This window comes from Enterobacter sp. JBIWA003 (genome assembly GCF_019968825.1).
In the GTDB taxonomy this organism is placed as follows: Bacteria; Pseudomonadota; Gammaproteobacteria; order Enterobacterales; family Enterobacteriaceae; genus Enterobacter; species Enterobacter quasiroggenkampii.
Genome location: NZ_CP074170.1, coordinates 4,225,026 through 4,248,446, shown reverse-complemented (window position 1 = coordinate 4,248,446; position 23,421 = coordinate 4,225,026). Strand labels below are relative to the sequence as shown.

Genomic DNA, 23,421 nt, shown 5'->3' with positions numbered 1-23,421 from the left:
CCTGTTGGTATGGCAGCTGTTTGGATTGTGGTGAATCAGTTCTTGGGTATACCGTGGCTGACCAGGTAACGGTTAAGCCATCCCCCGGCGTTGGCTTCAAAATTCCACGCCCGCCAGATCAACAGGTTTTCACTGTCGCGAATAACCAGCCGGAAATGTGTCCCCTGGTCGTCTTCGATAGCAACATTGCGGTAAACCGCCACCACAGCCTCCGCCTGTTCACGGGTGAACGGACCGGGAGGTAACGGTGAGTCGTAAATGTTTTGCATGGTGAGTTCCTTAGCAGGCACAAAAACAAACGCCCTGCTCATTCGAGCGGGGCGTTTGCGGGTTTAATGAGAGTATCAGGAGCAGTACGTGAATCAGTGATTTTCGAGAGCGAGGGTTTTCGCCTTACCACTGATATAGCGGATATTCAGCGTTGTGACGCCCGCCTTGATGGAGGGTTTCAGGTCTGCAATTTCATCGCATCCCATCCCGGTGATTTCCCGGATTTCTGGATTTTCACGGGTTTTGCTGACGACATACCAGTTCCCGGCAGGGCAGGCAATACCGCCGTCCTGCTTCAGCAGGGTGAGGAACGGTGAATCAATAAGCTGAGTATATAATCCGGCCTCGTCAGCACCGTTAATCAGCGTATCTTTCTCTTTACCGCCGCAGTTACGGCAAAAGAGCCTGTCGTCCTGTGAACGCAGAATCTGGGCTGTATAAGCCGGTGCTTCATTATCCAGCGAGAAGGTATTACGTTCTCCGTTCTTCCAGATAACGCTGAGCAGCGTGACGCCATTTTTTTCTGTTACCGATACACTTCTGGCGCTGCTCAGGTTTGAGCGGTCATTATCGAACTGAATGCTGCTGATGGCAGGCGTTGCCGCGAGTTTATCAATGTAGAAAAAATCAGGCGTCTGATTCGCCGCCGCTCCCGGGGCACTGTCAGACATCAGAATGGCATAGCGGCTCGTATCCTGGATTTTGCTGTAGCTGGCGGTCTTTACTTTATATCCCTGGGGGTAATCCGCCAGAAAATAACTGTCCTTTTTCTCCGGCCCGCAAAGGTGGCAGACCATATGCCCTTCGCTGTCGGTTGTCAGACGGGGAAGATTGTCAGCCGGAGCGGCGGCAGCCGGTTGGGTAAACATCAGGTACAGGGACGCTATCACCAGTCCGGTGACGCGGATGATTTTTTGTCTGTTAATCATAAAGTTGTCCGTAAATGTTTATAAAGAATAGCGTTGTCTGGCGGAAAGAGAACCTTCTCATTCCGCCATGCATTCAGCAGCAGCCTGACCGGTGTAAGCAATAAAATCAGGCGAGGTAAAAATTTGGGGGGGATTCCCCCAGTCCTGACCGTAACGCTGAACGAGTTTCTCCCGGGCACAGTCACACAGGGCGGTATCACCCTGTGCGGTGCATTCGCGCATAAAGGCACGTTTTCCCCTGGGCTCATCACAGGCGGTTAACAGCAGGAGGAAGGCAAGAAAAAGCCCTTTGTGTTTCATCATCACGATTTACGCATAAACAAACCGAGGATGAGCAGGAACACGATGATGATTATCCAGATGAGCCCGCCGATAATGCTGCCGAGTGAAGGGAACCAGACTGCGGGCCATACCAGCCCCTGTCCGATGGCATAAGCCAGGCCACGCCATGCCTGAGTCCCCCATACAACCTGATAAATGGCCGTGATAAGAGTCAGCACACAATAAATACTGATAATAAAGCGTTTCATTCATGACTCCATTTGAACAATAAAAAGCGCTGGTGGCGGGAGAGGAAACGGCTGTTGATAAGGGGGCTGATTTAGTCACTGACGGTGAAGGTGCCCTGGTCGGTGAATATCCGGGCCTCCAGGAAATTACACGAGATACCGGTCTGCCAGAGTGGATTTCCGAAACGCCAGGTCAGACTCTCGGCAAACTGCATTTTGCGGGGGGTAAACGTACCTTTATTGGGCCACCATCCTTCCGGGGTGGTCTTCCCGTTATACGTTGTCTTTCCCTGCTTCAGTTGCGGGCATCGCCCCCGGTTAACATCAATTTTGTCTATCTGAATGTTGTCTGTTCTGGCGGTCACGGTGACGTAAACGCAGTCATGGCATTCGTAGCCACTTTTCTCGATATTAACTTTTATAGCGTCCTCATCAGCCGCCTGAGCGGGCATCGCGGCCAGTACAGCAAGGGTGGCGAACGCGATAAGAACAGTTTTCATGACACTTTCTCCGTATGTGACAAATCCTGCGATATATCACATTGATTTTTAATGGATAAATAACATAACCCTATGATTCCCGGTTGATTATGTAATCACGGGATTCATCAGGTACAGCGATGAATTTCGATCGGCTCGATCGACAAAATCGATCGTCATTGAGCACAAAAACTTATCGATACACGTCTTCAGGTTTATCGAAAATGAAGAGGTTAACCGAAGAAAAATCCCCAGAGGGAGCCTGCTGTACGGGCGACGGTGTGGGTCACCGCATGCAGTGCTGTGCGGGCCACCTGCGGCAGCGGTGCGAGATCAATGATGTTATCAATCACCTCTACCACGGCATCGCCAAAGCTGCTGCTGGCGGTATTGATAACGGTATCAGTGCGATACCGGTTCTGCAGATGAGGCACAAGTGGACTGCGGGCTTGCTTTGGGAGGCGGGTAATCATGGCCTCCACCAGGCGCGACAGCCGGTAACGCCCCCGGACAGAGACTGGCAGAATATCTATTTCTGCTATCTGCAACTGACGTGCCACAGCCTGCTGTTTCTGCGCAATATGCTCCGCCTGTAACGCCGAGGGTTGAGCCGACAACCATCGCCACTGCTCGGCGGGTTCGGTTTTGTCCACCTGGTTGAGTATCCACAGCACTGGCGGTATCGGTCCTCTGAACTGTGCGAACACGTCCTGATAAAATTGCTCTTCCACCGCAAATGCGCGGTCATCGGCCTTGAGTACCCATAGCACCAGATCCATCTCCGACAGCATCCGCTGGTACAGCTCACGGTATTCGCCATCGCGGGTAACACTCTCACCCACACCGGGTAAATCCACGAGCGTCAGGTAATGCTGACCGAAGCGTAGCCTGACACGCTGTGGCTGACGGGTGCAGGCTTCCACCGCATTGACGGCGCAGATTTCGCTGCGGAACAACGCATTGCACAGCGAGGATTTACCGACGCCGGTTTTCCCCATAATGCCAATCACCGGCTCATAGGTGACCAGCCGGTTAAGCTCCTGCAGCAGATGCTGGCGCAGTGCATGTGGGTAACGTCGCAGATGGCGGCGGATAAGGGCGTAGCCCGAGGGATGTTTCATATCGGCCTCTGAATGAAAAAAGACCATCCGGAGGGGATGGCCTGTTAGATAAAAACGGGAGGGAATTCAGTAATGTGATATATAACTGAGAAAAATTAAAATATCAGGATTTATTATACTGCTCGTAAAAACGCTCAATCAATTCATTGACCACATCTTTCCTTGAGGGGAGTCTGAAAATTTTCTGAAGTTCCTTAAGTTTTGGGATGTTTTCATCCCTGATGTCAAAGTGCAGGTCAGAATATCCATCTTTATTTTTCCTGCTTCGCCATGAGGATAACCCACTAGACATTTTTCTCATGAGATTTTCTGTTACAAGATGGCCATTCCTTGCAGCACCATGTAAATAGTCAAAAAATGCCATTATAATATCTTTATATTCAAAGCCTGAAGCCTCACAGAATTCAAGAATGAATGCAGCTTTTCTTTCTGACATTGAGGGGGTTATATCACCCATTCCTTTATCCTTGAGGTAGGTATAACAATATGTTATATCGCTCGGTTCTTTTTTAGCGAGCCAGGGATACGCTTTGTTTGATTTTATCCCCATCCACTTGTCTTCATAATTCCTCATTTCATTCAAAACATCCCTATGCTCCCATGAATACATTTCCTTATCAAGCCATGCAACCGCTGAATAATATGCAGACTTTGAGTGCGTGTTTAATTTGTTATTGTTGATAATGCTATCAATTAAACTGTAGGGAGTATCGCGAATGAGTACATTAAACAAAAACCAGAAGCATGCCCTACGCTCCCCCTTTAACCAGCTGATTTCTTCTTCAGGCATGGCTTTTTCTCGATAGCTATTGATCATTTCGTCAATAGTGTAATCAATATCCCTCCCCCGTAACTCAGATTTATAAAGTGCATTTTGTATGAGGGCTTTGATCTGGTTAATGTCAGCATAATCCATCCCAGAGATATAACGACGAGTCTTATCGTTGCACTGTAAAAAATGGACGTAATACATCAACTCCCGTTCACTGCTCTTCAGGAGTGCTTCAAGTTTAGTCGCTCCGGGAACGGCAACCCGCTTACCATTATCATTAAATGCCATTATATTTGCCTCTCAAAGTGGTGGTCATGGCGTGATTTTGTCGTGATATTACCACAAAAGCTCCCATTTTAGCCCATGATTTAGACGTTTTTTATCCGTGTATTAGCCGTCTGTTTTCCGAAAGATTTTACTGTTTACAGGGTCCTAAACCGCTTTTGGGCGGCCCTTGCTGCTCTGTTGAGCACAATTGTCAACAGGTACCCTCGCCTGGGTTTATGGTGAAATTCCCAATAAACCGGTCTTCTGCAACTGGTTGTGCTTACAGTTAAAGAACAACACAGTGAAGTGAAAATGTTAAAATGAAGGATAAAACGCTTACATCAGTCTGGCGAAGATATTATTCTCACCATGTTCCATTGCGTGTATGTTCATTCCTGAGTGCTTTCATTTTTTACATTCCCCTGTAATTATACGAAGCTTTACCCTTACAGGTTCCGGCACTGGCGTAGCCGTTGTGCCAATATAACTGACCAGAGGTGGAACACCCATCACTCTGCTATCAGAGTGGCGAAAATAAGCTACCCTGAGATACAGATGAGTGAAGGCAGTGAACGACATCCTCGCATAACGCCTGTACGGCAACTTACGTGAATGCACGGTGAAGTTAATCAGGTAAAACCGGATTAACAGTGTTCCCCCAGACGATGTGTATCTGCAGAAATACATCACGACAGCAGACGAGTAACTGGATACTGACTAAACCTCAAAATAAATTCATTTAGGTTATTAGTGTTATTTTATAAAGAAGCGTACTGATACTCCCCATCGGCAACCACATCAACGGGACATCCATCCGCAGAGTTTAGCCGTATACACTCAGTGTGATTAATCTCATCTCCAGTCTGAACCTTATGCACTCATGCTAAACACAGGTCCCGAATAATACCGTGAGGATGACATGAACAAATATCCCCTCACGCTGATAATACGCTGCTGACGGTCCCAGTAACTTTGTTCAGCATGAGCCTGCTCATCCATCCGGTTAAATCCACGCAGTAAAAAATAACACGCTGCTGTAATCCCATGACCACTATTCATCACGGGATAACATCATGCTTCACAATACCAACAGAAATCACCAACCCGATAGTTCTCTACAGAACGTGTTATTCCACCATCAGAGCCAGCTCTTCAACTGCTACTCGAAACTGTTAATGCTGCGGGTGGATTTTGCCTATCGCCAGAATAGTGATTCATTTAACGCCGCTGACTTAAATCAACTGGTCGCCGATATGACCTGGCTGACGGAACAGAGTTCGGCATCATCAGGGCTGGTGGGGTATGCCTGGGTACTGGAATACACAGCAGATCACCGTTACCACGTCCATGCTGCATTTTATCTCAATGGTCAGCGTCACAGGAAGGTCTGGTGCTTCTGGGAAGCCATTCAGTCGCTGTGGGAGGACATCACGGATGGAGAAGGCTATGCGCACCGCTGTGAGCCAAAGGGACATTACCGTGTAAGAGGCGAACGCGTGGTGAGTTTTTCCGACAGCAGAGGGCGGGAGGGTATGGCTTTTATCCTGAGCTACCTCGGTAAGCAGTCCCAGCGTACAAAGCGGCGGATTTACAGAGTCAGCGCTGTCCCGGCCCCGGCAGTCAGCGGCAGGCGGCGTAAGTACAGCTAACCCGCCGATAAAAAAATACGCCATTACCTCATCGTTTGAAGAAGTCTGCACCATTCGCATCCCTGACTTCTTCTCCCTTATCACCAACGGAGAAAAAACGATGACCACAGATTACAGCGTTCTTAAAGACCAACTGGTAACGATGGCGTTTATCACCCAGCTTACTGGCTTAACCGACAAATGGTTTTATAAGCTCATACAGGACGGTGAGTTCCCGAAGCCCATTAAGCTGGGCAGAAGCTCCCGCTGGCTTGAAAGCGAAGTGGAAGCCTGGCTACAGCAACGCATCGCGCAGTCCCGTCAGTAATCTATCGAACGCAATCACATCTCACACCTGATTTAGAGCCACCGGTCGTATGACCTGCACTGATGCCCTCTCCGGGACGGAACACTGCTGCCTGTCGTATGGCAAAGGACCCATTAATATGACGATTGACGCCAAATCTTTTATCGCGCTTGACGGCATTCAGCGCCTCACGGGCGCGGTCACTGCACAGCTTCACCCTTACGACCGCTACACCTGCCACCTCTGCGGCAGCGCTCTGGTATTCCACCCTGGATGGGGTACTAACCGCCCGTGGTTTGAACACACATGGGAAAACCTGACCGAGAACGGTCGTCACCATTGCCCGTACGTACACCCTGAGCCGATAGAAGCGCGGCGCATACGCATGCTGCGCCGTTACGTCCCAGATGTCCTACCGATAGTGAGGAAGGCCGACTGGCACTGTTCGGAGTGCCAAAGTGATTACCACGGCGAACGGTACTGCCTGAATTGCCGTACCGGTGAGCACAGTACCGAAGTTATCCGCAGCGAGGTGGCATGATATGCGTACCACAGCGAGCCGCGTTTCTCCACGCGGAATGGTTTTCGTGCACCAGTGTATCTGCACTGGAGTACGGTCATGATGCAGTTCAAACCAGTTGAACACGCCATCACTGACGACGGAGAATGGGTAACCGTTCAGGACGTCCCATACAGCTACGTCGGGCGCCTGCTGTGTGATTCCTGCCATACTGAGGTGATTATTCAGGAGGTTGCTCCGGGTAAGGAGATATTTGTTCATGCACGCCGCAACCGTATAGAGAGGCTTAAAAATCAGGGCTGCCAGTACGCGATAAGACCACCACGGCGAGCTACACCGGTAAGGCCTGCTGGCAGACGAGAGCGGAATACGGCTTTCCAGGGGCCGCTGCACACACGAACCCGAAACTGGCGATGTACCCGATGTGAATATACTTACTTTGGCAGCAAGAAATGCTCACGCTGTAACGACTGGATCTATACGGTGGCGCGATAAAGGTGGTGCCGGGGCTTGAGAATACAGGCGCCCGCAACACTGGATGCCTAATCACGTGTTCTGGTCGAGTTACCCGACGATAACCATAGGTGGGCAGATCGCCGATAACGGTATGGATACGGGCCAGCGCGTCAGTATCATCAGGTTTGCGCTTGCACCGACGATCCTGCCAGTCCTTCGACCGACGGGCCATGGCATGCAGTTGCGAACGTGAGACCCGGAGGCAACGACTGACAAGGCTTATTCGCCATCCTCCGGCAACAAGGGCACGTGCGCTATCCACTTTTTTGTCGGCCATATTCAACGGCTTCTCTTAGCAGCTCGTTTTCCATGGTTTTCTTGCCCAACAGGCGCTGCAGCTCTTTAATTTGCTTCATCGCAGATGCCAGCTCCGACGCGGGCACAACCTGTTCTCCTGCGGCAACGGCTTTGAGGCTGCCTTCCTGATAGTGCTTACGCCACAGGAACAGCTGACAGGCAGCAACGCCATGCTGACGGGCGACCAGCGACACGGTCATTCCGGGCTCAAAACTCTGCTGAACAATGGCGATTTTCCTGAACACTTCGCCGTCTGCGCTTCTCTGGACCTAAAGCATCAATCATCCGGACTCCAACGACTAGTCTAAAAACTAGTATTAAGACTATCACTAACTTAAGTGATTCCCACTGTCTGGAGATTCATGGGGCCAGTCTATGGCGCGATGCCGGAGTCTTCGAGCGCTTCTGGCAGAACGGTTTGCTTGCCTGCGGGCATCTGGACAGCATTGACTGGTCCTGGCTGTCAATGGACGGCTGTATGACCAAATCGCCGCTGTCAGGAACAAAAAACATGCCGCAACCCCACTGAGAGAGGGAAACAAGGCGTAAAGCGCGGGCTTCTGACGGACGCCAGCGGGTTTCCTCTGTCTCTGGTTGTCGCAGCAGCGAACACGCACGACATGAACCTGGTTGCGGATACGCTCGATGCGCTTCAGGCGGGTCGTCCGGGGCAAAAACTCAGACTCTGCCTGGACAAAGGTTACGATGCTGGCTGGCTGAAAACATATCTACAGGGCCGCCGCTACGAACCGCATATCCAGTCCCGTAAAGAAGAGTCATATGCCAGTAAAAACAAGGACTTCAAAGCCCATTGCTGGGTTGTCGAAAGAACTTATAGCTGGATGAATCGTTTTCGCCGTGTCCTGACCCGATGGGAAAAGAAGACAGAAAATTACGAGGCCATGTTGCATTTTGCCTGTGGTCTTATCGTCTGGAATAAAGTCCTATTGAGAGAGGCTTTAAGCGTAAGTGAGCTGAAACACGTGGTGGGAGTCACGGTAGCGAAATTTGCCATGGCCTTTAAGTTTTGACCATGGCTGTAAACCTGAGCGGACTGACAACGGGGACAATGAACGTTAACGCTGGCCATGAGAGAACCTTAAAAGCCCACATTATAAATCAGATTAAACCAATTAGAGGCATCACCACTTTTAATTTGTATTTTTATATGCATGCATTTATGTATTTGTGTATTTATATGCTTGGTGGTGTTGATTATCATCAAAGCTAAATAATATTTAGGAATGAGTTCGTTATGAAAAAAACGCACCTAGTAATTATCTCTGTTATTTCTTCACTCCTGATTGGATGTAATTCGGTCGGAAAGACCCGGCCTTCTTCAGTTTCTCTTGTTTCATCTCAGGGCCAGAAAAGCAGCATCAGCGCAAAATCAGATGGTCGCCAGTGTGTTGATAACTTCGACCTCCTGAAGCAACTTAATATGTCTGCGTATTCCGGATATAAAGCCCAGTTTGACAGCGTTAACCGACAGTACGCGTACTATAAAGCTAATGAAGAATTAATGGAAAAGGACCCTAAAGAAGTTATGGTCATCACTCTGAATGATAAGCTGAATATGATTTGTGACAGGGTTAAAAGTCAGACGTTTGTTGAAATACGAAACCGCATGTTACAGGTTTCTAAGATTTAATTATTGATATATTCGGGGGGCTGTTTGTGTTTGCTGACATCAGGGTTTTTGAAAAAACGCGGCTGTTTGTTTTATTTTACTGGGTCATAAGTAGTTTTCTTTTCCCTCTTGCCCCGCTTGCATTTGCTTCCCAGCCTGATGGGATGGAAAGGCTCGGGGAGATGAGTCATCTGATGGAGGCTGGTCACGGGAAGACGGAGGCATTGCTCTCTGAACCTTACGGAAAGGCATCGTCACTCCCGGCGCCTGAGGTGTCTGTTGTTAAGCCATCCTCAGAGCCTTTGCGGGGTGCAGCGTTTCCCGGCAAAAACAACAACCACAGCAACCCTGATATTTCAGTTCATTCAGCCGGAACGGACTCTTCAGAGCCTGCGAGTCCACCATTAATGCCGGGCAGTATACATAATGAAACTTCCCCCCAAAAAACCGAACCCCCTCAGGCCCTGCTGAGCGGGGTTCAGTCCGTCTGGGGAGTTATGGGGGCGGATGACCGCGCCGGGGCTGCGCGCTCAGCAGCGCTTGGACGTATCAACGGAATGGCCAATGGGGTGATGAATAATGCCATACGTGACTGGCTTGGGCAAAAAGGCAATGCACGTGTTCAGATAGATACGGAAAAACGCGGGAGCGCTGATTTACTGGTTCCTCTGGTGGATGCTCAGGAGCATCTTATTTATGGTCAGGCCGGCGTGCGGCGTGACAGAGACAGAACAATCTGGAATGGCGGTCTGGGCGTGCGGTATTACCCGGCAGAGGAATTCATGCTGGGAGTTAACAGTTTTTATGATTATGACCAGACGGGCAATAATGCCCGTTATGGTGTAGGGCTCGAGGCCAGAACTGACTATATCAGTCTTTCAGCGAACCGTTATTTCCGAATTACTGACTGGCATCAGTCGGTGCTTGATTCCATGCGTGATTATGATGAGCGCCCTGCTAACGGTTATGACCTGAGGGCCAGGTACTGGCTGCCGGCATATCCGCAGGTTGGTGGGGAATTTACCTACGAAAAATATTTCGGAAAAGGAATAGCTTCCGGAACAGGCTCTGCCTCTCCTGATTCCCTCCGGGATGCTCCGCAGACCTTTACGACTGCCGTAAATTATACGCCTTTCCCGTTAATGACAGTCACTGCCGGTCACCGTTCAGGTGACTCATCTGACCTGTTTGCCAGGATTGATTTTAACTGGCGGTTTGGATTGTCGCTTTCTGAGCAGTTAAGTGCTGACAATGTCAGCATTATGCGTAGTCTTAAGGGCGGCCGTTATGACCTTGTTGACCGTAACTATAATATTGTCATGCAGTACCGCAAGCAGGAGCTTGTTTCATTGTCATTACCTCCGTCATTTGAGGGGGAGGCGCTGACGAGTATTCCGGTTACCGCAAAGGCGAAGGCAAAGTACGGAGTTTCCCGCGTTGAGTGGGAGGCCGGCGCCTTTATTGCAGCCGGAGGGCAGATTGTCACAGGGGCAAATCCTCTTGAGGTCAGCTTGGTGTTGCCTGCCTGGAATTCGCCTGAAACGGGAAAAGAAAATACCTACACTCTTACTGCAGTAATGACCGACAGGGAAGGCAACAAAGCGGAAGCCCGGACGGTTATAACCGTGAAGGCGTCTTCCGTTCAGGCCACTCTCAGCGTTGTGTCAGATAATGCGCTTGCAGACGGGCGGTCTGCCAATCAGGTGGTGGTTAAGGTGACGGACGCCAGCGGGAAGCCAGTGTCCGGAATGGCGCTGAAGGTGATTATATCCCCTTCGACAGGAAAGAATGAATGTACCATCAATGGCTCGTCTGACTGCGGAGGGTTTGCGGCAACAACGGATGCTTCAGGCCAGGTTGCTCTCAATATAACTCACTTAAGGGCGGGCCAGTACGCGCTCAGTACAACGCTCATCAACGGCAACAGTTTTGTAACCGGTGTGACTTTTGTACCGGTGAATGCCTCCGTTACCGGTATGACCCTGCTGGCAACTTCTCCTGTAACAGCCGGGCAGAGCAGCATGCTGACGTTAAAGGTTGTCAACCGCGATTCAGCTCCTGTAACAGGCCTGCAATCCTCTGATATCGTGCTGAGTAACACCCTGACGGGACAGGATTACAGTGGAATTGTCTGGACAGACAACGGAGACGGAAGTTATTCCGCGAGCGTTGTGATGACGTCTGCCGGCATAAACACTCTTAAAGCGAATATACCAGCCAGTAACATCGCGGCAGATGCCAGCGTGAGCGTGACGGCGGGCGCGCCGGATGCGGCCCGTTCATCGCTGGCCGCGGCGCCGGCGACCATAGCGGCTGACGGGGTGGCGGCGAGCACGCTGACCCTGACGCTGCGCGACGCGCTGAACAACCCGGTGAGCGGGCAGGCGGTTGCCTTTGCCTCGACCCTCGGGGGGGTGACCTTCAGCACGGTGACGGACAACGGAGACGGCAGCTACACGGCGACCCTGACCGGAACGACGGCGGGCGCTGCGGCGGTGAGCGCCACGCTGGGCGGTGCGGCCTTCGGGGTGGCCCCGGCCGGTGTCACCCTGACGGCGGGTGCGCCGGATGCGGCCCGTTCATCGCTGGCCGCGGCGCCGGCGACCATAGCGGCTGACGGGGTGGCGGCGAGCACGCTGACCCTGACGCTGCGCGACGCGCTGAACAACCCGGTGAGCGGGCAGGCGGTTGCCTTTGCCTCGACCCTCGGGGGGGTGACCTTCAGCACGGTGACGGACAACGGAGACGGCAGCTACACGGCGACCCTGACCGGAACGACGGCGGGCGCTGCGGCGGTGAGCGCCACGCTGGGCGGTGCGGCCTTCGGGGTGGCCCCGGCCGGTGTCACCCTGACGGCGGGCGCGCCGGATGCGGCCCGTTCATCGCTGGCCGCGGCGCCGGCGACCATAGCGGCTGACGGGGTGGCGGCGAGCACGCTGACCCTGACGCTGCGCGACGCGCTGAACAACCCGGTGAGCGGGCAGGCGGTTGCCTTTGCCTCGACCCTCGGGGGGGTGACCTTCAGCACGGTGACGGACAACGGAGACGGCAGCTACACGGCGACCCTGACCGGAACGACGGCGGGCGCTGCGGCGGTGAGCGCCACGCTGGGCGGTGCGGCCTTCGGGGTGGCCCCGGCCGGTGTCACCCTGACGGCGGGCGCGCCGGATGCGGCCCGTTCATCGCTGGCCGCGGCGCCGGCGACCATAGCGGCTGACGGGGTGGCGGCGAGCACGCTGACCCTGACGCTGCGCGACGCGCTGAACAACCCGGTGAGCGGGCAGGCGGTTGCCTTTGCCTCGACCCTCGGGGGGGTGACCTTCAGCACGGTGACGGACAACGGAGACGGCAGCTACACGGCGACCCTGACCGGAACGACGGCGGGCGCTGCGGCGGTGAGCGCCACGCTGGGCGGTGCGGCCTTCGGGGTGGCCCCGGCCGGTGTCACCCTGACGGCGGGCGCGCCGGATGCGGCCCGTTCATCGCTGGCCGCGGCGCCGGCGACCATAGCGGCTGACGGGGTGGCGGCGAGCACGCTGACCCTGACGCTGCGCGACGCGCTGAACAACCCGGTGAGCGGGCAGGCGGTTGCCTTTGCCTCGACCCTCGGGGGGGTGACCTTCAGCACGGTGACGGACAACGGAGACGGCAGCTACACGGCGACCCTGACCGGAACGACGGCGGGCGCTGCGGCGGTGAGCGCCACGCTGGGCGGTGCGGCCTTCGGGGTGGCCCCGGCCGGTGTCACCCTGACGGCGGGCGCGCCGGATGCGGCCCGTTCATCGCTGGCCGCGGCGCCGGCGACCATAGCGGCTGACGGGGTGGCGGCGAGCACGCTGACCCTGACGCTGCGCGACGCGCTGAACAACCCGGTGAGCGGGCAGGCGGTTGCCTTTGCCTCGACCCTCGGGGGGGTGACCTTCAGCACGGTGACGGACAACGGAGACGGCAGCTACACGGCGACCCTGACCGGAACGACGGCGGGCGCTGCGGCGGTGAGCGCCACGCTGGGCGGTGCGGCCTTCGGGGTGGCCCCGGCCGGTGTCACCCTGACGGCGGGCGCGCCGGATGCGGCCCGTTCATCGCTGGCCGCGGCGCCGGCGACCATAGCGGCTGACGGGGTGGCGGCGAGCACGCTGACCCTGACGCTGCGCGACGCGCTGAACAACCCGGTGAGCGGGCAGGCGGTTGCCTTTGCCTCGACCCTCGGGGGGGTGACCTTCAGCACGGTGACGGACAACGGAGACGGCAGCTACACGGCGACCCTGACCGGAACGACGGCGGGCGCTGCGGCGGTGAGCGCCACGCTGGGCGGTGCGGCCTTCGGGGTGGCCCCGGCCGGTGTCACCCTGACGGCGGGCGCGCCGGATGCGGCCCGTTCATCGCTGGCCGCGGCGCCGGCGACCATAGCGGCTGACGGGGTGGCGGCGAGCACGCTGACCCTGACGCTGCGCGACGCGCTGAACAACCCGGTGAGCGGGCAGGCGGTTGCCTTTGCCTCGACCCTCGGGGGGGTGACCTTCAGCACGGTGACGGACAACGGAGACGGCAGCTACACGGCGACCCTGACCGGAACGACGGCGGGCGCTGCGGCGGTGAGCGCCACGCTGGGCGGTGCGGCCTTCGGGGTGGCCCCGGCCGGTGTCACCCTGACGGCGGGCGCGCCGGATGCGGCCCGTTCATCGCTGGCCGCGGCGCCGGCGACCATAGCGGCTGACGGGGTGGCGGCGAGCACGCTGACCCTGACGCTGCGCGACGCGCTGAACAACCCGGTGAGCGGGCAGGCGGTTGCCTTTGCCTCGACCCTCGGGGGGGTGACCTTCAGCACGGTGACGGACAACGGAGACGGCAGCTACACGGCGACCCTGACCGGAACGACGGCGGGCGCTGCGGCGGTGAGCGCCACGCTGGGCGGTGCGGCCTTCGGGGTGGCCCCGGCCGGTGTCACCCTGACGGCGGGCGCGCCGGATGCGGCCCGTTCATCGCTGGCCGCGGCGCCGGCGACCATAGTGGCTGACGGGGTGGCGGCGAGCACGCTGACCCTGACGCTGCGCGACGCGCTGAACAACCCGGTGAGCGGGCAGGCGGTTGCCTTTGCCTCGACCCTCGGGGGGGTGACCTTCAGCACGGTGACGGACAACGGAGACGGCAGCTACACGGCGACCCTGACCGGAACGACGGCGGGCGCTGCGGCGGTGAGCGCCACGCTGGGCGGTGCGGCCTTCGGGGTGGCCCCGGCCGGTGTCACCCTGACTGGAGAGATAACAGGTGTCACCGCAGGTGGATTTACCTTTGCTACTACGGCAGGTTTCCCGACAACTGGTTTTAATAATGCCTCATTTACCATTAATACAGTGGGGGCTGCAGCAGGATATAACTGGACAAGTAGTGATACGTCGTGGGTTTCGGTATCTTCTACTGGTAGAGTGACGTTTACTGCAGAGGGTACCACATCGCCTGTAACCATTACGGCAACACCAATTGCCGGGGGGGATGCATTGACTTATACATTTACAGTTAATAAATGGTTTATTAATAATGGTGCAACTCGGTTAACGGGAAATAATGCCAGAGATTGGTGCATTGGTAGGGCTCTAAATTTGCCTGTTCTCAGTGATATGACGGTTAACAACAGTAATATTGCTACAGGAGTCCGTGGTATAGGTGCTCTTTGGAATGAGTGGGGGGCTTTAGCGGTGTATCCGGGTTCAGGCTTTACTAATGGATCGTATTGGTCTGCACAAGCTTTAAATGTTTCCACTTGGTATGAGGCAAGCATGGGATCAGGTATAGTGTATACTGGTTCTATAGTTGCGGTAGATTATGTTATGTGTAGTAAATATTTATAATATTTACCTGCATATTTTGGGCCTGCACCCGAAAAATTGGACTTCCAACAAAGTAAGGTGCAGTTCGGTTCATAGTTGATGAACAGATTCCAATTGTTGATTGAAATTTGATGTCAATCCGTGTTCGAATGAAGTTAAACAAGTCTCAGCATCGGCAGAATGAGTATATACCTGCGTAAAGCCTTTTCCAGTAGTGGTACCAAACGTTTAACCCAACTGTGCAGCGTGGAATGGTCAATGACATGCAATGCTCATCCATAATATCTTCGAGAACATTCAGACTCAGTGAGTCATTTAGATACTAGCGTATGCTTTGAGTAATAATATCTACTGGATTGTACAGGCGTTTGAAGGTATTTCGATTAAAATATATTAACAGGCAACATAAAAAACAGTTTGTTACTTGATGAAGGATTAACCGATAGAGCATTTAGTCGAGTATCCACTATTCGTAGATAGGATATAAAGACTGAAAGGACGTGAAAGAAATACATGCTCCCCTGAATGGGCTTACTGCCAAATTTGTATGATGTATCCATAGTTACTAATTTCTAATTATTCCTTTTGGAGTTTGTATGTTTAAGTTTTTTACAATGTTTTTTTTCATGCAAATGAGTATATCTGCTCTGGCTCAAGATAAATTTCAGGATTTTTTTGAAACAAGCTTTGATTGTACTAAAGCGCATTCTAAAAATGAAGTATTGATTTGTTCAGATAAACGACTAGCTGAGCTGGATTATAATTTATCTGAAACATTCTGGTTGGCAAAAAAAGCTGCAAAAGATAAAATAGTGTTTTTAAAATATAGTCAAGAAAGCTGGCGTGCAAGAGAAAAAAGTTGTAATGATAAAGAATGTCTATTAAGATGGTATTATTCTAGGAAAAAAGAGCTTGAAAATACTATTCAAACCGGGAGTGTATTTTTACAAGTCAATGCTGATAAATAATCTGTGGAGTGCCGCCATTTTTTCAACGTAATGTGGGGAATAAAATATGCAGAGTTGGAAATCCGTTAATCCAGCGACTAACGGATGAACGTCCATTATGAACTGCTTGCTGCATCAGGCGTAGTTCGACATGGGGTATCGGTGCTGATCGGCATCGCTCAGTCCAGTTGCTGATTTTGGTTGGTTTGCCGATTGATCAGAATGCATAATCCGAGCTTAGTTTCTTTTAAATTATGTACTATTCTGCGCAGTTGTTTAAGTTAACTACCGATAAATTATACCTTACTCCTGTTATAGATAATAGAATAATATTATGCATTGTTGTTTTGAATATGCACGGTATCAGGTTGCCCTTTTATTTAATTAATAGATTGCCTCAAAGAGAAAATTAAGGGCGTTAGTCTCTGCAAGTGCATGTTGTTATTTATGGTAAGTCAGGATAGGACGGCATGTATAATACCACGGTAAAGCAAGTTAGCAATCACATAATCTAAATTTTTATTATCTTAAGGGTTGGAAATATATAAAGGCAGGAAAAGCCTGCAATAAAGGCTAGCGCTGGCTATGCGTACATGAAACTATCCCGTTTATAGTAATCAATGTATAATTTTTATTATCTCTAAGTATGGCATTTCCGCACTAAAGAAAAAAGCCCACCAGCGTGGGCCAAAACCTCAAGGGAATAGCAAAAAGTAACACCACAAAACCATCTTATAAATTATAATGGCTTCTCAGAATTGTTGATTTGTTTATTTACACATCTATTTAATTAATTTTGGTGAACAAGAACTGTGACTAAGTTGTCATGATAATATCGTAGTTTCGTGGGCTTGTGCTAATTTATAGATTCCTGTAAGGTAATATAGTCCATATTGAACGATCGGTGAAGTCCATCAGGGGGCGACTTCAGATGAAGTCTCCTCCGCCATGCAGTGTTACGGCAAATACAACTTCTTTACCACTGCGTCTGCACGCCGTTTCACTTCTTTGTTTAATTGCTCCAGCGTGTCGGTCGAGAGGATTTTCACCCGGTGCGCTTTCAGGAACCCGAGGTATTCCAAAACGTCCCGCTCAGCTTCGTCGATCATCACCGTGACCGCCGGTTTGATTTTTTCCATCTGACCGGAAACTTCGAGCCAAGTTGCATGTGCACTTTTCACATGCGTATTTTCACGAACGGACATCACCCACTAACGGCGTTTTACAAGGGAGTTGTCGCCTGATGTATTAAAATTACGTTATGCCGCCTCTTTATCCTGGTTAAGGTAAGCCTCCGAAATATGGTCGCAGTTGCATAGTAGTTTACTCCAGCGTTCTGGATGGTGTTGTAGGCTAACCTGTAAACAGATTTTCTGGCAACCAGTATTTTCTTATCCAGGCTCCGATGCAGCTCATCTGGCGTGACGTATTTTATCTCCCTGTGTTTATGTTCAACGTTGTACCAGTTTGCGAAATGGCTGATCCATGCCCGTGCATCCACTATTGTGTGAAAGCCGTTCTCTGGTACCAGGAGCAATATTTTAGTGTGCGGAACAAAGATTCTGAATACGGATTGTCATTGTTGATCCGAGGACGAGAGTAAGAACTCAGTACGCCGAGAGCATATATTTTTGCCAACAACATATAGCTGCGCATTGGGCTTTCGTTATCGGAATGAAGTACCAGATTACTGGGTGAACGTTTTTTATTCCATACCGCTCGTTGTAGCAGTTCTGCTGCAGGCTGCCCGGTCTCACTGGTGAATACTTCTGCGGCGATAACATTACGGCTATAAATATCCATGATCATATATAGGTATAAATGCTGGCCTTTTACCCAGGACAGTAAACAACTGATGTCCCAACTTCAGATCTAGTTTAGTGCCACAGCCTTAAGCACATCAGGCCGCTTGTACTGACATTCGCGGTCAACTGACAGGCTGATTGTAATACACGATAAAATGTTGATTCGGAGTCAATATAAACACCTTTATCTGCCTGCATCGGTACGATCACATTTGGAGGCAAAGATGCAAACTCTGGAGAGTTGTGTAGTTCCATGATCTGCTGCCTTTCTGCTTTTGATAATTTATTTCTGGGGGCCCGATCTTTCTTATCGGGCCTGCTGTCTGCACTGATCACTTCACCATCAATCCAGCGTTGAAGCGTTCGGATCGAAAACCCTATACACTGGCAGGCCTGGATTTTACGGGCCCTGTGAGCGACAGCGTCACGGACAAGAGAAATAATCTTCTGCCGCTCCGGAAGTGGGGTTAGCCTTCATCGCTGTTGTCCCAGAGGGCATTGAACTTTTCCTGCAGCATCCGGAGCGCAGCAGCTTCTGCCAGAGCTTTATCTTTGCGGGTCAGCTCTTTTCCCAGTTCACGTAATCGGCTTCTGATATCACGCAACTCTTTATCTGCACGACGATTTTCCGTAAGCTTCATTTTATAAGCTTTAATCGAAATAATCTGCCACTCTCTAACCTGCTCAACGAAAAGTCCCTGACGGGGACAATAATCAGTAAGTTCCATTTCATACAATGACGCTGTTTAAAGAACAACCGAAAAGCGACGCTCTGGGGTGCATCCATCACCATCCACAGAGGAAATGCTTTCATATTTTTGCAATAAGCCTTGTGCCACCAGTTCAAGTCTCAATTTTGCAACGACGGAAGAACTCAGAGCCAGTTTTTGTGCAATGTGTCTGACAGACCAGCTATAGAGGAGTAAAAGCCACATCACTCCCTTTTCTTTCACATCAATCGGTACAGCATGTGCAGGCATAGTCATTTTCCTTCAAAAAGTAAGCGACAACCATGCTGACACAGGGGGGTACTCACCGATCTCCTTCATGGTAATACGCACGCCTCCAGTGCGCACTATTTAAGGTTCAGCAGGAAGGAAAGCCAGAACGCTTTGGCTTCTGACTCACCGATGCCCATTCCGATAATTTCCCGTCTTCCGTCCGGGTTAACCGCGCAGGCGATTATGACCACGACGCTTACCATCCGATCATTGTTACATACATTCACATAAGCCGCGAAAAGCTACATTTAGGGCCATTCTCATTCCAGCGGACGGTGCTGAAACACCAGTACGCACTCATGGATAACGCGGCAGATGGACGACACCTGGTTGCGGGGGATACCGGTTATTCTCATCGAATGGACCTTGCGTCAACCTTGCGGATTTAAATTAGCTGTCCACTTTTAAATCTTAATTTGTATTTATTTGCATATCCATATCCCCTTCTGTAAGCTAATCTTGCACTGTGTGGTAAATTAATGCTGAGCGGTGGGGCGAACTACAGGTATATTTGTGATTCGTAATTGTGGTAAATAATCGCCGTGAAGCAGTTGTTGCCACTCGCGCCAGTATCTTACTTATATGTACATTGTGTTTTCAGATGCAATGATGTGAAATCCTATATTGCCCATGAGCATCATATTTGTCTGATGGCCCCGCCTAGGGGCTTTTTTTGTCCTAGTATTTGCTTGGTTTTTATTTGCGCCGGAAGTAACACGTTACCTGCCCCCCAATAATAGATACAACTGTCAGTTAGTAATGTCGGTTTGTTTACCTTCACATTTTCCATTTCGCACCGTGCTGCAAACTCTGATGGCGCCTGATAATTCAGTGCCGAATGTGGCGGACACTCGTTATAATCCTGCCGCCAGTCGTTAATGATTTTCCTGACGTGAACGATATAGCGGAATCAGTGCTCATTCAGACATTCATCGTGAAATCGTCCGTTAAAACTCTCAATAAATCCGTTCTGCGTTGGTTTACCCGGCTGGATTAACCGTAACTCAAAACCATTTTCAGAGGCCCATTGATCCAGTGCGCGGCGAGTGCACTCCGGTCCCTGGTCCGTTCTTATCGTCGCCGGATAGCCCCGAAATAGTATAATGCTGTCCAGAATACGCGTGACCTTAGCGCCTGAAATCCCGAATGCGGTAATAATTGTCAGACACCCCTTCGTGAAGTCGTCCACACAGGTCAGGCACTTGATCCTGCTACCGGTGGCCAGCGCGTCCATGACGAAATCCATCGACCAGGTCAGGTTGGGCGCCGCCTGGCGGAGCAGCGGCAGACGTTCCGTTGCCAGTACTTTACGAAGTCGTCTGCGTTTTACACCCAGCCCGCAGAGATGATAAAGGCGGTACACGCGCTGAAGGCCTTCACGGCGCAGTAACTGCCAGATACGGCGATAGCCAAAACGCCTGCGCTCCAGTGCCAGCTCAGTGATGCACCATGATAAATTCGCATCAGCCGCGGACGCTGAGCCTAGTAGCGGCAGGTTGACAGAGACAAACCTGTAAGTCTGCAGGCACGACGTTGCGACAGACCGGTCGCATCACACATCAACTCCACGGCTTCTCGATTCTGGTCTGTCGTCAGTACTTTCGTCCCAGAGCCACCTGAATTGCCTCCTTACCCAGCATTGCTTCGGCAAGCAGCTTCTTGAGTCTGGCGTTCTCTTCCTCAAGCGATTTCAGGCGCTTAACCTCGGGCACCTCCATAACGCCATACTTCTTACGCCAGGTGTACAAAGTGGCGTCGGAAATGGCGTGCTTGCGGCAGAGCTCACGGGCAGAAACCCCGGCTTAAGCCTCGCGGAGAATACTGATGATCTGTTCGTCGGAAAACGCTTCTTCATGGGGATGTCCTCATGTTGCTTATGAAGACATTACTAATATCGCGGTGTGTTAATCAACGGGGAGCAGGCCAGAATATCTGCGCCCAAAAATCAAGATAAGTCCCGAAAAATGAGAATAATGGAGCAAAAAAAGATTTTGAGCAAATACTTCAGACTTTTAAAGTAATATATTTTTAATGCGGGCGATGATCAATGTGCGTTCCACTTTTCGCACCTTCCCTTACAGGAGCACAGCCCTGAAATCAAAGCGTTTTACAGAACATATAGAGTTGTTGTTTATTTTTTAAATTTAATTTTGAAAGTATATTCCGCCTGTGACAACTCAGTGTTGTTTTTGTTATATTTAAACTTTGTGCGATTTTATTATCAGTATAATTCATCTTAAAATAAGTACAAATCCTATGTTCTTTTGGTGATAATGTAGAGAGTCGATTGTTAGTCTGGCTATATTCATCAATAAGCAGTTCCCTACATAACTCATCAACTGATTTCGACATTTCAATAATTTTAAATTTCGACGTGCTAATATCACCCTTTAAAATCTTAGAGGTGATATTTTCACAAAAAATAAAGTGCCTAAAAAAAACGTTGGCAAAGAACTTTCATCATGGAGACATTGGTGATAGTTTTGGAAGTTAGTTCTGGTTATTTTAATGAAATCTTTATTGAAAACTTTATGTAAACACTCAATCAAACCCAAAACAAAATACTGATTTTCAGTAATGATAATGATATTAATCAAAATAAATACCCCACGCCAATATAAGAGAATGAACAGCATTACCACCTACACTACTGCTTTAATATGATAAATCAATCCTGAATGAAAATTTGATTGAGACACACTATGCCTATTCCAGACACTGTGCCCTACTTTCATCAACCCAATGAAAAACATGCTGCTCAGTAATTACCTGTGAAGAAATAAAAATATCGCGGCATATAAAAAACAACAATTTTCTCATGGGCTTACTTTAAATGATTGAATCTATTGTAAATTCAATTTCCTGAGATTCTTTTAGGGGAGGCTCCCGTTGTTGGTCTACTCAGTTTTGCCGCTACGCACTGAACCTTAAAAACCATTTAAGATTTCGCTACCGTAATTACCAATACATTTTTTAACTCACTTACGTTTTGATGCCCCTAAGCCGGGAGTTAAATAAATACACTTGCAATTTTCATTAATATCGTCCTCAAGGCTTCAAAACTCGCACCAAACCAAATAACGCATTGACGCGCAGAACATGCTGATATGCCGCTTATTTGCAAACTCGTCGATAAATAGATACTCGTTGGCAGCATCATCAAACACTACTGGCTCTGCAGGACTGCAACCTAAAAAGATACAGTGCACCGCTCTTTAACACTCTGCTAAATGAAACCAAGCGGTAGATAATGGCGAACAAAAAGTTCTATGTCTTATACTCAGTTGAGAATCACACAAAAGCATTCTAAATGATTATTAGAAATCCTATGCTGCCAATTAGGATTATCTCCTTATTTTGTTAAGGCAGAATAGCATCCTTTAAAACCGAAAATAACTTTACAACCCCACCATGTCTAATCTCGCCAATATATCGTTTTCTTTTTGTATTCATATGTTTTTTAAAACAAAAGAAAGCCGCAGCAAACAGCAGAACGCTTAATATGCAACTCAAAAAATCATACATAACGTTAGGGTCCATGCCATTTATATGTTGTTAGGTATATTATAATTAAGTTATGTGTATATGTAGTGTAAAATTATACAAATATAAAAACAAAAAAGAATGGATATTATAGGTGAATAACAACCCAATGGCAGAAAACATAAACGGCCTGTATAAGGCGGAGGTGATACATAAAAAAGATGGAAAACCAAGCAGGAAGTGGAGCTGGCTATGCTGACAGGGAGGGACTGGTACAACAATCGCTGGCTGAGAACACCTGCTGTATCGCCGCCTTCAGGCCGCTGTGCGAGTTGGAGATAACCAGCTTCACGCCCTCCAGTCCATGCTCTTTAAGGTTGAGCAGGAAAGCCAGCCAGAACACTTTGGCTTCTGTCTCACCGATGCCCATTCCGATAATATCCCGACGTCCGTCTAGGTTAACCGCGCAGGCGATTATTGACGCGACGCTAACCACCCGCCCGTTCTTGCGCACCTACACTTAGGTTGCATCCAGCCACAGGTAGGGCCGCTCCTCTTCCAGCGGCCACTGCAGAAAGGCCTGCATAAGTTCATCGATACTGCGGAAGATGGATGACACCTGGCTTCTGGAGATATCGGTCATCCCCATCGACTGGACCAGCGCGTCAACCTTACGGGTCGAGACGCCGTTATCCACACTTCCCAGATAACCGCGTTGAGCGCGTTCTCCTACAGCCTTCAAGCTTCGAGGAAGGATGAGAAGTAGGTGCCTTCACGCAACTTCGGGATTCGCAGGTCGAGCATACCGAGACGGGTTTTCTAATGGGGATCACGGTAGCCGTTGCGGTAGTTCTCTCGTTCATCGCTGCGCTCATGCAGCTCTGCGTTTATAAGCTGTGTGACCTCGGCCTCCATTATACGGTTGAGCATAAATTTAGTGAGTTCACGGAGAAATTCCTCGCCGCTGTGTTGCATCATGGTCTTGCTGAATGTCATGTTGTTGTCACCATCGGTTGACTCCTTTTAAAGATAATGTCTTTGCAACCATTATCCTACCGGATAAGCCGATGGCTCTTACCATACTTCCAAATTTACACCATGCCCTAAGACGG

14 protein-coding genes and 9 pseudogenes are annotated in these 23,421 nt (G+C 50.5%); 8 read left to right on the top strand and 15 right to left on the bottom strand.

All coding sequences use genetic code 11. The annotated features are described in order from the left end of the window. Positions 1-35: 35 nt before the first annotated feature. The 6 genes from KGP25_RS20545 to KGP25_RS20520 form a co-directional block, all read right to left on the bottom strand. On the bottom strand, positions 36-269 hold the full coding sequence (locus KGP25_RS20545) for a DUF905 domain-containing protein (RefSeq protein WP_123060706.1): 234 nt from the start codon (positions 267-269) through the stop codon (positions 36-38). Between the two features lie 93 nt (positions 270-362). Further along, positions 363-1,199, bottom strand: a complete 837-nt coding sequence (locus tag KGP25_RS20540) for a hypothetical protein (protein ID WP_123060705.1) — start codon at positions 1,197-1,199, stop codon at positions 363-365. Positions 1,200-1,501: 302 nt separating this feature from the next. Then, positions 1,502-1,729, bottom strand: coding sequence for a hypothetical protein (locus KGP25_RS20535; protein WP_123060703.1), 228 nt, complete (start codon positions 1,727-1,729; stop codon positions 1,502-1,504). A gap of 71 nt (positions 1,730-1,800) precedes the next feature. Next, complete coding sequence (locus KGP25_RS20530; protein WP_032233521.1) at positions 1,801-2,208, bottom strand: hypothetical protein; 408 nt, start codon at positions 2,206-2,208, stop codon at positions 1,801-1,803. 212 nt (positions 2,209-2,420) lie between these two features. Next, complete coding sequence (locus tag KGP25_RS20525; protein ID WP_164472290.1) at positions 2,421-3,308, bottom strand: GTPase; 888 nt, start codon at positions 3,306-3,308, stop codon at positions 2,421-2,423. Between the two features lie 103 nt (positions 3,309-3,411). Continuing rightward, entirely contained in the window at positions 3,412-4,368 is a 957-nt protein-coding gene (locus tag KGP25_RS20520) for a hypothetical protein (RefSeq protein WP_123060701.1), read from the bottom strand. 1,052 nt (positions 4,369-5,420) lie between these two features. Between KGP25_RS20520 and KGP25_RS20515 the strand changes: the two genes are divergently transcribed. The 3 genes from KGP25_RS20515 (at position 5,421) to KGP25_RS20505 (ending at position 6,823) form a co-directional block, all read left to right on the top strand. Continuing rightward, positions 5,421-5,996 (top strand): inovirus-type Gp2 protein, encoded by a 576-nt coding sequence (locus KGP25_RS20515; RefSeq protein WP_123060700.1) that lies wholly within the window; start codon positions 5,421-5,423, stop codon positions 5,994-5,996. Positions 5,997-6,096: 100 nt separating this feature from the next. After that, on the top strand, positions 6,097-6,303 hold the full coding sequence (locus tag KGP25_RS20510) for an AlpA family transcriptional regulator (RefSeq protein ID WP_057055960.1): 207 nt from the start codon (positions 6,097-6,099) through the stop codon (positions 6,301-6,303). A gap of 118 nt (positions 6,304-6,421) precedes the next feature. Continuing rightward, entirely contained in the window at positions 6,422-6,823 is a 402-nt protein-coding gene (locus KGP25_RS20505) for a zinc-ribbon domain-containing protein (RefSeq protein ID WP_223539554.1), read from the top strand. Positions 6,824-7,367: 544 nt separating this feature from the next. Here KGP25_RS20505 and KGP25_RS20495 read toward each other — a convergent pair. Further along, positions 7,368-7,900, bottom strand: a pseudogene (locus KGP25_RS20495) (transposase); the annotation flags it as partial. 91 nt (positions 7,901-7,991) lie between these two features. Between KGP25_RS20495 and KGP25_RS20490 the strand changes: the two are divergent. Beyond that, a pseudogene (locus KGP25_RS20490) lies at positions 7,992-8,565 on the top strand (IS5 family transposase); the annotation flags it as partial. Positions 8,566-8,580: 15 nt separating this feature from the next. On the opposite strand, the pseudogene KGP25_RS20485 reads toward KGP25_RS20490, so the two are convergent. Further along, a pseudogene (locus tag KGP25_RS20485) lies at positions 8,581-8,705 on the bottom strand (IS1 family transposase); the annotation flags it as partial. 165 nt (positions 8,706-8,870) lie between these two features. On the opposite strand from KGP25_RS20485, the gene KGP25_RS20480 reads away from it, so the two are divergent. Together KGP25_RS20480 and KGP25_RS20475 are read left to right on the top strand one after the other, a co-directional pair. Next, the gene (locus KGP25_RS20480; RefSeq protein ID WP_223539553.1) at positions 8,871-9,266 is read left to right on the top strand and encodes a hypothetical protein; all 396 of its coding nucleotides are present in this window, start codon (positions 8,871-8,873) and stop codon (positions 9,264-9,266) included. A 476-nt stretch (positions 9,267-9,742) separates the two neighbouring features. Further along, complete coding sequence (locus KGP25_RS20475) at positions 9,743-15,094, top strand: invasin domain 3-containing protein (protein ID WP_223539552.1); 5,352 nt, start codon at positions 9,743-9,745, stop codon at positions 15,092-15,094. Positions 15,095-15,264: 170 nt separating this feature from the next. Here the strand turns inward: KGP25_RS20475 and KGP25_RS20470 are convergent. Then, positions 15,265-15,467: pseudogene (locus KGP25_RS20470) on the bottom strand (IS6 family transposase); the annotation flags it as partial. Positions 15,468-15,669: 202 nt separating this feature from the next. Between KGP25_RS20470 and KGP25_RS20465 the strand changes: the two are divergent. Then, on the top strand, positions 15,670-16,041 hold the full coding sequence (locus KGP25_RS20465; protein ID WP_143345528.1) for a hypothetical protein: 372 nt from the start codon (positions 15,670-15,672) through the stop codon (positions 16,039-16,041). Positions 16,042-16,979: 938 nt separating this feature from the next. Here the strand turns inward: KGP25_RS20465 and KGP25_RS20460 are convergent. The 5 genes and pseudogenes from KGP25_RS20460 to KGP25_RS20435 form a co-directional block, all read right to left on the bottom strand. Continuing rightward, a pseudogene (locus KGP25_RS20460) lies at positions 16,980-17,198 on the bottom strand (transposase); the annotation flags it as partial. 1,094 nt (positions 17,199-18,292) lie between these two features. Then, positions 18,293-18,553 carry a transposase gene (locus tag KGP25_RS20450; RefSeq protein ID WP_123060788.1) on the bottom strand — a complete coding sequence of 87 codons (261 nt, stop codon included), beginning with the start codon at positions 18,551-18,553 and terminating at the stop codon, positions 18,293-18,295. 18 nt (positions 18,554-18,571) lie between these two features. Further along, complete coding sequence (locus tag KGP25_RS20445; RefSeq protein ID WP_123060787.1) at positions 18,572-18,805, bottom strand: helix-turn-helix domain-containing protein; 234 nt, start codon at positions 18,803-18,805, stop codon at positions 18,572-18,574. A 98-nt stretch (positions 18,806-18,903) separates the two neighbouring features. Then, positions 18,904-19,191 (bottom strand): annotated as a pseudogene (locus tag KGP25_RS20440) (transposase); the annotation flags it as partial. Positions 19,192-19,575: 384 nt separating this feature from the next. Continuing rightward, positions 19,576-20,655 (bottom strand): annotated as a pseudogene (locus KGP25_RS20435) (IS3 family transposase). Positions 20,656-22,469: 1,814 nt separating this feature from the next. Here KGP25_RS20435 and KGP25_RS20425 point away from each other — a divergent pair. Then, positions 22,470-22,651, top strand: a pseudogene (locus tag KGP25_RS20425) (hypothetical protein); the annotation flags it as partial. On the opposite strand, the pseudogene KGP25_RS20420 reads toward KGP25_RS20425, so the two are convergent. Further along, positions 22,593-23,305: pseudogene (locus tag KGP25_RS20420) on the bottom strand (IS256 family transposase); the annotation flags it as partial. The pseudogenes KGP25_RS20425 and KGP25_RS20420 sit on opposite strands and share 59 nt — an antisense overlap. Positions 23,306-23,421 lie beyond the last annotated feature (116 nt).

Coding starts and splice junctions, on each gene's coding strand:
- KGP25_RS20545 (WP_123060706.1), bottom strand. CDS start 269: ATGCAAAACATTTACGACTCACCGTTACCTCCCGGTCCGTTCACCCGT.
- KGP25_RS20540 (WP_123060705.1), bottom strand. CDS start 1,199: ATGATTAACAGACAAAAAATCATCCGCGTCACCGGACTGGTGATAGCG.
- KGP25_RS20535 (WP_123060703.1), bottom strand. CDS start 1,729: ATGAAACGCTTTATTATCAGTATTTATTGTGTGCTGACTCTTATCACG.
- KGP25_RS20530 (WP_032233521.1), bottom strand. CDS start 2,208: ATGAAAACTGTTCTTATCGCGTTCGCCACCCTTGCTGTACTGGCCGCG.
- KGP25_RS20525 (WP_164472290.1), bottom strand. CDS start 3,308: ATGAAACATCCCTCGGGCTACGCCCTTATCCGCCGCCATCTGCGACGT.
- KGP25_RS20520 (WP_123060701.1), bottom strand. CDS start 4,368: ATGGCATTTAATGATAATGGTAAGCGGGTTGCCGTTCCCGGAGCGACT.
- KGP25_RS20515 (WP_123060700.1), top strand. CDS start 5,421: ATGCTTCACAATACCAACAGAAATCACCAACCCGATAGTTCTCTACAG.
- KGP25_RS20510 (WP_057055960.1), top strand. CDS start 6,097: ATGACCACAGATTACAGCGTTCTTAAAGACCAACTGGTAACGATGGCG.
- KGP25_RS20505 (WP_223539554.1), top strand. CDS start 6,422: ATGACGATTGACGCCAAATCTTTTATCGCGCTTGACGGCATTCAGCGC.
- KGP25_RS20480 (WP_223539553.1), top strand. CDS start 8,871: ATGAAAAAAACGCACCTAGTAATTATCTCTGTTATTTCTTCACTCCTG.
- KGP25_RS20475 (WP_223539552.1), top strand. CDS start 9,743: ATGGGGGCGGATGACCGCGCCGGGGCTGCGCGCTCAGCAGCGCTTGGA.
- KGP25_RS20465 (WP_143345528.1), top strand. CDS start 15,670: ATGTTTAAGTTTTTTACAATGTTTTTTTTCATGCAAATGAGTATATCT.
- KGP25_RS20450 (WP_123060788.1), bottom strand. CDS start 18,553: ATGGAACTTACTGATTATTGTCCCCGTCAGGGACTTTTCGTTGAGCAG.
- KGP25_RS20445 (WP_123060787.1), bottom strand. CDS start 18,805: ATGCCTGCACATGCTGTACCGATTGATGTGAAAGAAAAGGGAGTGATG.